The sequence below is a fragment of the Candidatus Neomicrothrix sp. genome, assembly GCF_035329545.1.
GTDB lineage: Bacteria > Actinomycetota > Acidimicrobiia > Acidimicrobiales > Microtrichaceae > Microthrix > Microthrix subdominans.
Genome location: NZ_DAOLGP010000007.1, coordinates 15,479 through 29,238 on the forward strand (window position 1 = coordinate 15,479; position 13,760 = coordinate 29,238).

At 64.5% G+C, this 13,760-nt stretch carries 12 protein-coding genes; 1 reads left to right on the forward strand and 11 read right to left on the reverse strand.

All coding sequences use genetic code 11. The features are described from left to right. Positions 1 to 75: 75 nt before the first annotated feature. From PKD89_RS05770 to PKD89_RS05780, 3 genes are read right to left on the reverse strand one after another with little or no spacing between them, the layout of a single operon-like run. Positions 76 to 918: an SDR family oxidoreductase gene (locus tag PKD89_RS05770; RefSeq protein WP_289011857.1), complete on the reverse strand. Its 843-nt coding sequence runs from the start codon at positions 916 to 918 to the stop codon at positions 76 to 78. 3 nt (positions 919 to 921) lie between these two features. Next, on the reverse strand, positions 922 to 1,800 hold the full coding sequence (locus tag PKD89_RS05775) for a hypothetical protein (protein WP_289011859.1): 879 nt from the start codon (positions 1,798 to 1,800) through the stop codon (positions 922 to 924). Further along, entirely contained in the window at positions 1,793 to 2,647 is an 855-nt protein-coding gene (locus tag PKD89_RS05780; protein WP_289011861.1) for a class I SAM-dependent methyltransferase, read from the reverse strand. The genes PKD89_RS05775 and PKD89_RS05780 overlap by 8 nt, the downstream gene beginning before the upstream one ends. A 277-nt stretch (positions 2,648 to 2,924) precedes the next feature. Between PKD89_RS05780 and PKD89_RS05785 the strand changes: the two genes are divergently transcribed. Continuing rightward, entirely contained in the window at positions 2,925 to 3,791 is an 867-nt protein-coding gene (locus PKD89_RS05785) for a class I SAM-dependent methyltransferase (RefSeq protein WP_289011863.1), read from the forward strand. A 71-nt stretch (positions 3,792 to 3,862) separates the two neighbouring features. Here PKD89_RS05785 and PKD89_RS05790 read toward each other — a convergent pair whose 3' ends face one another. From PKD89_RS05790 to PKD89_RS05825, 8 genes are all read right to left on the reverse strand, one after another. Beyond that, entirely contained in the window at positions 3,863 to 4,933 is a 1,071-nt protein-coding gene (locus PKD89_RS05790) for a hypothetical protein (protein WP_289011865.1), read from the reverse strand. 1 nt (position 4,934) lies between these two features. Then, a complete protein-coding gene (locus tag PKD89_RS05795) occupies positions 4,935 to 5,912 on the reverse strand; it encodes an SDR family oxidoreductase (RefSeq protein WP_289011867.1) in 978 nt (325 codons plus the stop codon). Further along, positions 5,909 to 6,946 (reverse strand): glycosyltransferase family 2 protein, encoded by a 1,038-nt coding sequence (locus tag PKD89_RS05800; protein ID WP_289011869.1) that lies wholly within the window; start codon positions 6,944 to 6,946, stop codon positions 5,909 to 5,911. The genes PKD89_RS05795 and PKD89_RS05800 overlap by 4 nt, the downstream gene beginning before the upstream one ends. Continuing rightward, positions 6,943 to 8,796, reverse strand: coding sequence for an O-antigen ligase family protein (locus PKD89_RS05805; RefSeq protein ID WP_324332311.1), 1,854 nt, complete (start codon positions 8,794 to 8,796; stop codon positions 6,943 to 6,945). Before PKD89_RS05805 ends, PKD89_RS05800 begins: the two co-directional genes overlap by 4 nt. Beyond that, positions 8,793 to 10,271 carry a hypothetical protein gene (locus tag PKD89_RS05810; RefSeq protein WP_289011871.1) on the reverse strand — a complete coding sequence of 493 codons (1,479 nt, stop codon included), beginning with the start codon at positions 10,269 to 10,271 and terminating at the stop codon, positions 8,793 to 8,795. The genes PKD89_RS05805 and PKD89_RS05810 overlap by 4 nt, the downstream gene beginning before the upstream one ends. A gap of 73 nt (positions 10,272 to 10,344) precedes the next feature. Next, positions 10,345 to 11,370 carry a glycosyltransferase family 2 protein gene (locus PKD89_RS05815; RefSeq protein ID WP_289011872.1) on the reverse strand — a complete coding sequence of 342 codons (1,026 nt, stop codon included), beginning with the start codon at positions 11,368 to 11,370 and terminating at the stop codon, positions 10,345 to 10,347. Further along, entirely contained in the window at positions 11,367 to 12,182 is an 816-nt protein-coding gene (locus PKD89_RS05820) for a sugar transferase (protein WP_289011873.1), read from the reverse strand. Before PKD89_RS05820 ends, PKD89_RS05815 begins: the two co-directional genes overlap by 4 nt. 213 nt (positions 12,183 to 12,395) lie before the next feature. Then, the gene (locus PKD89_RS05825) at positions 12,396 to 13,685 is read right to left on the reverse strand and encodes a hypothetical protein (RefSeq protein ID WP_289011874.1); all 1,290 of its coding nucleotides are present in this window, start codon (positions 13,683 to 13,685) and stop codon (positions 12,396 to 12,398) included. Positions 13,686 to 13,760: the final 75 nt, after the last annotated feature.

Here is a 13,760-nt window from a genome sequence, read left to right on the forward strand (position 1 = left end):
GCACGTCGCTTGGTTCGTTCCCTCAGGCTGGCCAACTTGGTTTCCTCTCGCATCGGTAGCTGATGATGGTTTCCATTACCGCGCAGGCATGCGGAGCAGCCTCGCCACGGCACGATCGGGCAAGAGCCACACGGCAGCCGCGACCAGCTTGGCGTCGGCTCCGGGGAGGTAGTGGTGCTGAGGTCGCCGACTCAACAGGGCGTGCTCGATGGCCTCGGCCACGCTCTCCGGGGTGGTGGCGGCCGTGGACTCAATTTTCTTCACCTGAGATCGCAGACGATCTATCGACGCTCCGTACAGTCGGGTGCCTTCGGGCGGCAGTGCTGCGATCGCCTCGTCGGCCGCGACCAGCCCCTTGCCCCAGATCGGCGTGCGCACAACGCCGGGGGCCACCACCGACACCCGGATGCGCCAAGGCCTCAACTCCTCGCGCAGCGATTGCCCGATGGCCTCGATAGCGTGCTTCGACGCCCCGTAAGGCCCACCCAGCGGCGTGGACACCCGACCGGAGATCGAGCCGACGAACACCACCCGGCCACGTGCCCGCCGGAGCAGCGGCAGCGCCGCCTGGGTCACCGTGACCTGACCGAAAACATTGACCTCGAACTGGCTGCGCCACTCCGACAGCGGCACAAACTCGACCGGCCCGCCGATGGCGACACCGGCGTTGTTGACCAGGCCGTCCAGGCCGGCCGGGCCCACCTCGTCGTCGATGACCGCCATCGTCGCCCCGATCTGGTCCGGATCGGTGACGTCGGCCAGCACCGGCCGCAGCTGGGGCGATGCGAGGGCTTGGAGCCGCTCACCATCCTTCGAGGATCGCACCCCGGCGTACACCCGGTGTCCCAGGCGATCGAGACGCAGCGCTGAGGCTTCACCGATGCCGCTCGAAGCCCCGGTGACCAGGAACGTCGCCATCGATCAGGCCTTCAGTGCCAGGTCGAAGACCTCGGCCCGCGGTTGCGGGATGTAGGTGCCGTACAAGGGGTGTGTGAAACCGTGCAGCACCCAGATCTGATCGTTCCAAATCGCCGGAACGGGTCGCTTGTGTGCCAGAGCGTTGATCGGCGCCAGTTTGCGATCCTCATGGGTGTCGTTGAACTCGCGGATGGCCAACAGCTCTCCCACGAACTCGCAGTGAATCTCGACGTCGGATCCGATCACGTCGTCCATGTAGCAGAACACCCGAGGCAGGAACCTTTCGATGGCCTCATCAAAGAGGCGCAGCGCTGACACGGTCGACGACCAATAGTCGAGGTCGAAGGCAACGAAGCCGATCGGAGGTGGTTCGTAGGTGTCGACAAACCCTCCGACGGTCTCGGCAACGTCGCCGAGCACCAGGGTCGCCGAACGCAACCGTGACCGCAACCGGTCGACGTCCATCGGGAAGTCACCGGGTTGCCACACATAGGGCAGATCCCGATAGTCGACAGGCTCGGGCATACCGGCACCGGTGTCGAAGCCGAACACCCGCACCCCGACGCCGGTCTCGGCGGTCACCGCGTCAGCGACGTCCTCCATCGCCACCAGGCCGTTGCCCCCTGCAACACCGAACTCGACGGCGGAGATCTCGTCGATGCCCTGATGCCGTGCGTTGTAGGCGGCCTGATAGATCCCGTAGGCGTAGTGGGGTCGATCGAGCGCATCCCAGAACACCTTCTTGGAGAAGGGGGTCTTCGGAGAAGCCCGCAGGACGTCCTGCATCACGGTGCGCGGATCGATGACGGCCCGCTTGACCCGCTCCTTGCCGGCGCTGAGCAGGCGGCGAGCCTCGGCGCTCACATCGGTGCTCTCAGACATCGGCCGCACCCGTCGGGGACTTGTCCATGCGGATCACCATGTACCGGCTGAGGGTTTGGGCGGCGTCGACGCGCTCGAGGATCTTCTGATCCACCCGGGAGACGGCGGCGAAGAGCCGGTCGGGCACTCGAACGAAGCTGGACACCCGGGTCAGGACGCCGAAGTGGGCGATCGTCACCTTGTCGAACGGCGCCGACAGGTCGTCGATCATCTCGTGATCGAACGATCGTTCATCCGGGGTATGCACGAACGGGGGAAACACCTTGGTCACCGCACGTGAGCGGCGCAGCCGGAAGACCCAGTCCGGCAACAACATCACCGGCTCGGCAAACACCGCCCGACCGCCCGGCTTGAGCACCCGATACATGCTCGCAGCCGAGGGGGGGAGTTCGAAGTGGTGGGCGACGGTGCGACCGAACACGAGGTCGACGCTCTCGTCCTCAATTCCCTCCAACGTCTCGACCGGGGTGTTGATCGTCGTGATCCGGTCGGCGACCCCGTTTCGTCGGGCTCGCTCGTCAACGACCTCAAGGCACTTTGGGGAGATGTCGGTGGCGATCACCCGGGCTCCGTTCATCGCCAACCAGCAAGTGAGCGTGCCGAACCCCGAACCCGTCTCGAGCACGGTCGTGCCCTCCAGCGGGCCCGCCCAGTCGATCAGGGTCTGCATCGGCCCCTCGAACTGATGACACTCGGGGAGCTCATCGGGGTCGACGAGCATCTCCTCGTCGGTCCACTCGGCGAGTACCTGATCGGCCATATCGTCGTAGACCGACTTCTCGTTGGCATGGCGGTGCTCAAGCGAAATGGCTTCGCGCCGCGACTTAATGAACGCTTCTGGGCCCATTGGCTGACTCCTCATTTGGAGACGGGGTGACATGCCCGTCGGTCATGGCAATCTGTGCGCTGCGTTCGGCTGCCGAACGCCGGCGTTGATCACTGGTTCTTCGTGATGTTCCGGTAACGTCGCAACGGTGCGGAACACTTTGACGGCGGGTACACGGCCATGGGTTGCTCGACGCGCCCGACGGCTTCGGGAGCAGGGCTACTGGCGCGACTGGCGGTCGGTAACGCCGGAACACGTGGCCTGCTGCGTGTGCGGGGGGCACTCGACCGACCCGTTCGTGACCGCTCCAACCGCGCCGGGAGACGTCGTCTCCTGCACCGACTGCGGCATGGTGTTCGTCTCGCCGGTTCGGGTGAGAGGTCTCAACCTGTCCCCCGAGCAGCTCGAGCAGGCCGACCGTCTGCGGACGAGTTCCGATCTGGCCGACCTCGACGGCTGCTGGGAGATGCAGTTCCTGGAGTGCGAGCAGACTCGGACGGCCCCCGGCGGCACCTACGACGACATTCTCGATCGACTTCGCCGACACCTGGGAGGCGAGCAGGGGCGCATGCTGGACTTTGGCGCCGGCTGGGGACAGTTCACCCTGGCGGCAAGCCAGGCCGGCTGGGACGTCGTGGGCATCGAGCCGACGCCCGGTCGAGCGCTCTACGCCCGGGAATCGCTCGACCTCGACGTTCGCACGACCACGCTCACCCCGGATCTCTTCCCGGACGGCCACTTCGACGCCGTCGTGTCGTTGCAGGTGTTCGAACACCTCGATGACCCCGCTGCCGAACTCGAACACATCGCTCGCGTGCTGCGACCGGGCGGAATTCTGGCGATCGAGGTACCCAGCATCGCATCGCCTCTGGTTCGGCTGCTCGGCGGAAGCCACCGCCACTTCAACCCGGACCATTTCTGGTTTTTCTCCCCGGAGACGCTGAAGCGCTTTGTCGGCGACCACGGTTTCACCGTGCGTGAGTGCTACGCACCCACCCGTCGTCTCTCGATCGGGTGGTTGGTTCAGGGAATCCTGTCCCAGTACCTCCCGCAACGGATCGGCGAGGCTGCCTTGCGCGCCATCCGACGAACACCGCTGGCGGATCTCGTCGTGCCTATCAACGTTCATGACATCGTGATGGTGATCGCCCAGCGCACCGGGTGAGCGCCGTCCCGACGTCGGGACGCGTTGTCCCGACGTCGGGACGCGTTGTCCCGACGTCGGGAAGGCTGGCATCACGCAGTCTTCTGGAACGCCAGCGACCAGCGACGCATCCAGTCGGCCAGTTCCGAGTAGATCGCGCGGTAGTGCACCGGCGCCCGGCTGCCCTCGATGCGACGCTCGAACTCGTCGACAAAGTTGGCGTACAGGTCGACGTACCCGCCGGGTGACAGGTCGGCCACGGCCTCATCGACCAGCTCGTAGAACGGCACCGACATGAGGTGCATCCACTGCTCGAGCACCGCCACACGCTCCAACGGGGTCTGGCGGGTGTGCTCGACGACCGGGCGACCCCAGCTGAACAGGTCACCGTTGATGTCCATGAGCTTCTTGATGATGTAGCCGCCCCAGATGTCATCGTGGCGCGACAGCTGCCAGGTGCCGTTGACCCAGCAGTCGGGCAGGAAGAAGTACGCCGGGGTCAGCTCGGCGGCAAACGACGTGTTCATGCCGCAGACCGGAATGTTGCCGAGCGCAATGCAGTTCTCGTCCGCGCGCAGGCCCGGGTCGTAGGGCGGCTCCTTCCAGAACTTGTCGACTCCGTTGAGGTCGAGCACCCGATCCCAGACGCCCATGTTGAGCTTCACCTCACCGGAGGCGGTGGTGTCGATCACCTGTGACAGCTCGCTCGTGCGATATTCGTATGGATAGCCGCGGGCATAGAACTCGTCGTTCTCGATCGAGTTGACCCAGCCGCCCTGGGCAACCGGCTTCACCGCCGGCTGATCGGTGACGGTGGTGAGACACGACAGGTGGTCGCCGACCCAGTCGCCTCGGGTGTCGCAGTCGTAGTCGAGGGCGATGATCACGTCGAAGCCCTCCTTGTACGCCCAGTAGTGGCCGAAGTTTCGACTGGCCGCTGAGCGGTGAGGCATGGCGGCGTAATGCTTGCCCGCATAGGCCTCTTGGGCGGCGTAGTCGAAATAGGTCACGTTCGGTCGCGGCGCGGGTGCGAGCTTCCCGTTGGAGTCATCGCAGACGATGATGGGGATGTCGTCGCTGATCGCGTCGAAGAGTTCCCACGGAGGATCGTTGGGCATCGGGATGACAACGCACACGCTGCGGTCATCGGTCGGGTTGGTCATGTCAGGCTCCCATGAGGCTAGGTGAGGCATCGGTCGGCGCCGACCGATCCTTGACGATCAGATCACTAAATTCGTTGTGCAGGTACTCCTCGATGGCGACCTCCCAGGGACGCATGTGGTTCATGCCCTGCAGCTCCAGGTTCATGTTCCGCATGATCTCCGAGTACGGCCGCACAGAGGGAAACTCCTCGGCGAAATGGTCGCTGGTCACCTCGACCAGCTCGATCTGATCGCTCATGCCCAGAACGTCGAGGATGCGGGCGGCAACATCGAAGCGGCTGCCCCGTCCCCCGCAGGCCATGTGGTAGAGGCCGTAGAGCTCGGAATCGATCAGCCCAAGAAACGTGCGGGCGAAGTCCGGCGTGTAGGTGGGCGTGCCCAGCTTGTCGCCGACGGCGTACAGGGTTGTCTTGCCATCACGAATCTGTTGGAGAATCTGGGCGACGAACTTGTGATCCTTGGACCGACCGCCGCCGACCATCCAGCCCGCACGGATGATGTAGTGCCGTTCGAGGAACTCCTTGACCATCAACTCCCCGAGGTACTTTGTCCGCCCGTACACGTTGAGTGGGTTCGGTTGGTCGTACTCGTTGTAAACCTCCGACGGCTTGGTGCCGTCGAACACGCCGGCGGTCGAGATGTAGACCATGGCCGCATCGTGCTTGCGGGCCGCCAACGCCACGTACTTGGTGGCGATCGTGTTGGTCAGGTAGGTCGCGTCCTCGTTGGCATCTGCGAACTCGAGTGACGTGCCGGCCGCAAGGTGAACGACCAGATCGGGGCGCACGTCAGCAAAGGCGTCGGCGATGGACGAGCGCTCACGCACGTCCAACTCGGTGATGACCGGGCCGCTCGGCCCCCATGGGGTGGGGGCAGAGAGATCGATGTCGGTCACCGTCACGTCGTGATCGGCGCCAACCAGCGCTGGGACGAGGGATCTACCCAACATCCCTGCCCCGCCAGTTACCAGTACTTTCACAATTTCTCCCTTGTTTGGTGTGATTCGGTTGAGACGTCCATCGAGGGCGGCTCGACCCCGCTGTGAATGAAGTACTGCGCCAAGCGCAGGTTCATGATCGACCGGTCCAGCGAATCGTCGTCTCGACGGATCGCGTAGTGGAGGGCCAACCGGCCGCTGCGAGCGCCATGGGCGAGCATTCCCGTCGCACGAAACACCTTCGTTCGCCAACCGCCGTATTGGCGGTCGAACCACCGGGTCAACGAGTCCACCGTATGTGGCGAGATCGTCCTCGGGGGCCGTCGATCGCCGCCGCCCATGAAGTGAACCGCCCGAACATCGCCGCGAAACCACACCGACCAACCGTCGGAGCGAAGGCGCTGGCACAGGTCGACATCGTCCATATACAGGAAGATTCGTTCGTCCATCAACCCAACCGCTTCGATGGCGCTGCGACGCAGCAGCATGCACGCGCTCGACACCCAACCGACCTCCACGGCCCGGCCATGGTCGCGTGTGGTGTAGGCACCTTCGAGGGACGGCCACCGGTCGGCGAAGCGCTCGAGGCCCATGGCCCACATCGCATAGGAGCGAACGGTGATCTCGGCTCCGCCGGCTGCAGGCTGAAACCGACCATCGGCGAATTCCAGGCGGGGGGCGACCACGGCGGCTGAGGGGTCGTTTCGTAGCGTGTCGAGCAGCGAATCGACCGTGTCGGAGAACAGCCTGGTGTCGGTGTTGACGAGCAACACGTACTCGGCGTCGCCGGAGCGAATGGCAGCGTTGTTGGCTCGACAGAAGCCGGTGTTGCCCCCCATCTCGATCAGGTTGACGTCCGGCCACGACCTGCGAACACGCTCGACCGAGTCGTCTGCCGAGTCGTTGTCGGCGACCGTCACCGCCCAGTCGACATCGTCGGGCATCTGTCGGTGGAGATCGTCAAGGGTATCGATCAGCAGATCGGCGGTGTTGTAGTTGACGATCACGACGTCGACGCGTTCCCGCTCGACGCTCGCTGGCGCTTGCCCGTTGATCGTCTCGGTATCAGCGTTCATCGCACACCTCCTGTGATCACGCGCTCAGGCTCGGCCGTCGCTTCGACGGGCTCCGTGGTCTCCGGCGCATCGCCCTCCGGGTTCGGCCGCAGCCAGGACAGCTCTGGAAGATCGGGGGCGTTTTCATCGGCCATTCGGTTGGCGGCGACGACCAGCCCGAAGATCGTCCAAAACATGGCCATGGGGATGTCCTGTTTGAGCGTGAAGGAGTTGAGTTCCTCGACGATCAGAAATACCAGCACGGCGAGCGCGCCGATACCCAGGCTCACGTACATCGGGTCACGAGCGCGCGTCAGCCGGTAGGCATATCTCGCGAACACCAGGCCGACGAGAATGGTCATGCCGAGCCCGATCAGGCCCGTCTCCGCCGCCATCAGCACAAACAGGTTGTGCGCCGGGCGGAAGTCGAAGGGATTCTCCTCGTAGGTGTAGTCCTTGATCTGGCTTTCGAAACTGTTGATGCCGGTTCCGACGAACGGGTGTGCCCGAACCATCCGGTAGGCGATCAGGTTGATCTTCCACCGGGCGCTCCAGTTCTCGCCTGCGTTCGACTGGGTTGAGCCGAACATCGACCCGGTCAATTCGGTGACCGGTTTGTGAAACACCCCGATGCCGATGAGGCCCAGCATCACCCCGACGATGAGCACCCGAGGGGACATCATCTTGCGGCGGATAACCAACACGATGATCACGGCCACCGCAGGGACCAGGGCCACCAGCGGACCGCGGGCCTTGGACAGCAGCGACGACATGAAGGCCAGCGGGATACAACCGAGCAGCACGTAGCGAATCAACCGGTCCTTGGGTACGTGCAACGCAAAGCAAGCCACCATCACGCTGACCATGCCGACGACGGTGCCCAGGAACACCGGGTGGATCTGGGTACCGAAGGGCCGCATGTACTCGATGCTGTTCGGCTCCATCGGATCCGGCTTCAACTGCAGGATCTCGATACCGAGGAACCCACCGGTGAACCGTTGGGAGGTGCTGACCAGAACCTGCACCCCCAAAAACACCAGCCAACCGAGCATGAACGCCCAAATGTGTTCCCGACGACGCACGCGGATGCCGACGTAGATGAACAGGGCGGCCATCCACAGATAGCGAACCATTTCGGCCCACACCAGGCGTTGGTCGGCCGCGTTGACCGCCGACAAAAGGGTCACAGCCAGGCCGGCGATCGGCAACATGAACACCGGGTTCTTCAGACCCGATCGGAGGTCGCGAAACAGGGTTCCCTCGGATGCCCAGATGAAGTAGAGAAACAGGATCACGACGTCCACCGTGGTGATGTAGATCGCTACCGCGTAGCTCTCCGCCAGGATGGGTGTGAACTTCTTGTACAAGATCAGGCTGAACGACGCTGCAAAGACGAACATGAAGAACAGCGTGCGGTTCTTGATGAACGCCAGCATCGCCAACAGGGCGACCAGGCCGACCAGGATGATCAGCGCCTTCTCGCCAATGCTGGCCGCCACGATCGCCAGCACGACGCTGAGCCCGAGCAGTACGACGGCGGTGACCGCCTCCCGCATCCGGCTTCCGGTCGCACGTTCGGCAAGGTCAACCAGGAATACGCTGCGGCGGGTTGGCGGGACGTCCGCAGTGGGGCTGTCGACCAGCAACCATTGGGCGATGCCCGGTCGTGCAGCCAGGCCGGCTGCGACCAGCACCGACACCACAGCGGCAACCGTCGCTCCCTTAACCCCTCCCATCGCTCCGCTCATCACCCACATGAAGAGACCGAAGCCGACCATCGCTCCCTTGAGGCGCTTCCGGGCGATCGGCGGGACCCGCCCGCCGGCCGGTACGTCATCAAGCCCGTCGGGCGCGACGTCGACCACCGTCACGTGCGCTGCCGACTGTCGACGAACGGGGTCGAGCGCTTCTCGACTCGTGGCTCGTCGGCGTCGGTGGGGGCCTCAGCGTCGCGACTTGGCGAGCCGGTCACATCTGCAGCGTCGCGACGTGGCGAGCCGGTGACGTCGACCACCTGCGCCCCGACCGGTGGGGCCGACGTCGCACGTTCGGCGCGCAGGCTGTCCTCGGGCACCTGCGGTGCATCGACAGCCTCGCCCTCCTCGCGGATGCTGCGGAACCAGGTCAACAGCAACCCTCCCAACGCACCGACCAACGCACCGACCAACAAGAACAGGTAGCGCAGCGGGCGGCCGGGGGTGGTCGGCACGCTGGCAGCTCCCAAACGTGAAGCGTCGAACCGGGGCTTCTCCACCGACACCGCAACAGCCTTGTAATGGTCGTTGAGGTTCTTGTAGGACTCCTGGGAGAGATCGAGGTCGCTCTGGAGCGCCGCCAGCTTCACCTGGATCTCGTTGATCGAGGGCGCCGAACCACCACCGAGGCGACCGGCGAGTTCGTTGAACTGCGCCTCAGCGGCCGCGATATCTCCCTGGACGCTCTCAAGCGCCTGCTGGGCCTTGTCGTACTCAGGGTTGGGCTCTTGGGCACGGGTGATGGCGCCGTTTGCCTGCTGCGTTTCGACCGTCACCGACTGTGGGGTGTCGGAAAACTGCTGCTGAAGCAGCTGCTCCCGTGCCCGCAGACCGGCAAGCTGACCGTTGAGGGTCTCAAGGCTGGCCGAGGCCGACGGGGCAAGGCCGCCTGCAAGGGGCCCACTCCCGGTTTCGGCGATGATGTTGTTGGCCGACTTGAAGTCGGCGATCGCCTTGGCCTTGGCGGTCACGTCGGCCCGAGCGGCCTCGACCGGCCCGGCCAGATACTCGAGCTCACGGACGGAGTTCTCCTTGAACCGCTGCGAACTCTGATCGACGGCGACCTCGGCGGTGACGTCGGCGATCTCACGGGCCAGCTTGGGATCGGGGTCCCAGGCGGTGATCTCCATCACCCAGGATTCGTCGAGCACGACCGCTTCGAGCGAGCCCTGAACCCGCTCGATCGCCGCTTCGGTTGCCGTCGGAGCAGTGCCCGTGCCGCCAACCTTGAAGAAGTTGACGATCTTCGTCGCCATCCCGATCTTCGGTTCTTCACCCCCGTTGATCTTCTCGACACCAATTCGGTCCACGATCTCGGCAGCAGACTGCTTAGACAGTGCCAGGTTGATCAGCGTGTTGCCCAGCGTCTGTTGCTTGGTGATGTCGATGCCACCGATGTTGATGCCGTCGCCCATCGGCGCGGCCGAGTCGGTCGCGCTGTAGGAGGTCTCACCGGTACGGATCAACATCCGGGAAACCGACGGGTACTGCGATTGGACGACGAAGGAGGCGCTGAAGGCGATCAACCCGGCGGCCAACGCGAAAACCGGGACGCGCCAGTAACCCCCGAGGCGCTGCGACTTCAACGGCACGCGCCGTTTGGGTACCGAGCTGGCCTTTGACTCGTCACTGGTCGAATCCTGCGTCCTGTACGCCGAGTTGCGCTCATGCACGTGGCTCGACCTCCTTTTGATTGGTTGTGTTCTTTGGGGCTGATCGCAGCAGGCGGAGCCCCAACGCCCCGAGAAAGCGCATGCCCAACAACGTGGCGATGCCCCAACGGCGAGGGTCGGAGAGCTTCGGATACCTCGCCTTACGAGCAAACAAATAGGCGCCGCGGTGAAAATGCCAGAGTTGAGCCGGCGACCAACCGTCCCGACACCCGCCCTCAGCGTGGACGATCTCGGACCGGGGTACGCACCATACCTCTCGCCCGCTCGCACCGATGCGGTGACACAGCTCGGCGTCCTCGAAGTGCATGAAGAAGTCGCGGTCGAAACCACCGAGCTCGTCGAACTCGGCCCTCGGGATCAGCATGGCGGCCCCCGACACCCAGTCGACGACCCACGGCTCGTCGTCCTCGGTGCGATCGGAGACCAAGAACCGGCGCGACCAACGATTCCGCGGAAACGCTCGAGTCAGTGGTGAGCGCCGACCGAACAATCCGGCCGACGCGGTCGGGAACGCACGGGCGGTGCGCTGATCGGTTCCGTCGGGATTCAGCAGGCGGGGCGCCACCATGCCGACCGGGTGGCCGAGACGCTCCCGCTCATCGGCAAAACGCACCAACGTGTCGATCGCTCCGGGTTCCACGAACGTATCGGGGTTGAGAACCAACAGATACCTGCCTGTGGCGTGGGACGCTGCCAGGTTATGGGATCGACCGAAGCCGTCGTTGCCGCCGACCTCGATCACGCGCAGGTCCGGATAGCGGTCCTTCACCGCCTCGACCACACCGTCGGTCGAGCCGTTGTCAACGATGATGACTTCGAGCTGACTGGCGCGAGCGCCGTCGGTGAGCGACTCCAGACACGTCAGCACCAGGTCTTTGCACTGGTAGGTCACGATCGTGACCGAGACGTCCGGAACCGATCCCTCGTCGCCCGAAGGTTCGAGAGCCGGTACCGACCTCGTCACGCCCTGCGCCGAGGGTGCGGCCGGACGGGTGGACGCCCCAGCCACCGGGCTCACACGGCGCCGATCGATTGCACGATCGTGCGGGCGGTTTGCAGAATAATCCGGAGGTCCAGCTTGAAGGACTGACCGGCCACATACTCGACGTCGGCCCGGATCTGCGCGTCGATTGTCAGGGTGTTGCGCCCCGTGCAGGCCGCAAGGCAGGTCAGGCCGGGCTTGACCCGGAACTTCACCAGGTCCGACGGCCGGTAATGCGGAATCATCTCCGGAAGCTCGGGTCGCGGGCCGACGATGCTTGCATCGCCCTTGATGACGTTGATCAGGTTGGGCAACTCGTCGAGGGTGGTCTGACGAATGATGACGCCGAGCTTGGTGTTTCGTGGGTCGACCGTCTGCTTGTAGTAGCGGTTCTCAAGCTCAGCCGAATCGAACGAGTAGTCGTAGAGCTCGGGAAACCGCTCGCGAGCATCGGTGTACATCGTCCGAAACTTGTAGAACGTAAAGACCCGCCCATCGAGGCCGACCCGTTGCTGACGAAAGATCGCCGGACCCGGGCTTTCCAGTCGGATCGCCAGCGAGAGAGCACCGATGATCGGCGCTGCTGCGACGAGCCCGGGGACAGCGACCGCCAGGTCGAATGCCCGTTTGGCCCGTCGGTAACGCCGGCTCGGCTTGGTGGTCAGCGTCGAATCGAGGCCGTTCAACACGCCCCGCACGTACGGCTCGATCTCATCGAGCTCCAGCCGGGCGGGGACAACCGGCCGCTCGTCCGGCTCATCCTGCTCCATCTGCACGGCACGAACCGGTTGGCTCGACCTCTCCAGGACGTTGTTGACCTCACGCCTGGTCCACGTGGTCTGTTCCACCTAGTTCCTCCGCCATCAGGCATGACCACGTTGCGTGGTCTCGCTTTTCGCCCACACTGCTTCTTACAACGTAGCCAAGCCCCCGGTTGAGCATCAACAGGAAACCTGGGATTGTGCTCAGTGGCACTCCCACCTCAACCCGTGCCGTCCGAGGGCAGCCGACAAACACCTCTTTCAGTCACCGCACGGCTACTGAGAGCGTTCTACCTTCGGTCAGGGTGACGGGGTCATGAACACCTCGTCGGTGCCGGGCGGGCTCACCCGCTCCGACGGTTGACCATCGAAGGAGTTGGAGTACATCGCGAAACGGTCCCCCAACCACAGCCGGGTGTAGATGAGCTGACTGCTGTCGGCGCTCCAGTTTGCATACCCCCCATGGGCGTCGATCAGCACCGCATCCTCGGGCTGGATCTCCCGGCCGGGCACGAACTCGGCGGCGAACAGCTTCGTTTCGAGCACCCCTACCTCCATCCACGAGATCGACTTACCGTCCGGCGAGACGTACACGTCGTTGCCGTTGCGACCGGGCGCATCGAAGACCACCGAGGTCTCGCTCGCCTCCTTGGCGTCGGAGGGCACCGACAGGATCTGCATGTCGTCGCAGCTGGGCGTGGCGTCCGGACAGCCGACGAAAATGATCGAGCTGCCGTCGGGGGTCCAACTCGGGTCGCTGGAGACCCCACGACCTTGATCGTCGACGCGTCGGGTGACCTGACGAAGGTCCCCGGTATCGACGTCCAGGACGAACAGCTGGGTCTCACCCTGATTGAGTAACGGCAGAGGGCCCAGCGACGGCGCGTGCCCAAGCACCATCACCACGTGGCGTCCGTCGGGGGCCCAATCGGCATGACCCTGAAGCGAGCCTTCGGAGGGCCAACCCAGCCGGGAGGCGAGCTCGAGCTTCTGAGCGTTGGAGAACACCTTGCGGACGCCGGTGCCATCGACGTTGGCCATCCAGAGTTCCTGAACGGTGTACCGGCAGATCTCACCGGTCTTGGCGTTGGGCGCACGGTAGAAGACCAGGCGTCGCCGATCCGGCGATAGACGCGGCCACATCTCCTCCTTCGAGGTGTTGACCGCACCTTCGCCCGTGCTCCCTTCATCGAGACCCTCCCCGATTCGACGCCGATCACCGCCGTCAAGCCCCATGATCTCGATATCGAAGTCCGGCCCCGAGTCCGCGCACGGGTTGACCGGTGGGTTGCGGGCCACCGGGACGAGCATCTCGTCAGGCGAGATCGGGTCGACGTCCTCGGCGCCGGGAGGGACGTCGGTCGTGACCGACGCTTCACTCCCCTGGCGCGTCGGCCGACCGTCGATCGCTTCACCGGAGCTGGGCCGGTTGGCCGATACCTTCATGACGATGGTGACGGCGATGACCACCGCCACGGCCAGGACCGCCAGCACGCCAAAGGTGATCAACAGCGCCCGCAGGCAACCGCGCCGCCTCGGCGGCGGTGCCGAACCCGCAGGCTCGGGTGGTTGCTGATCAGATGGCCCCACAGTCATCACCATGCCATCTTGGCATTCGCTGGCACTTGACTGGTGGCTCGCGGCTGTTACAGCATCCTCTACTGG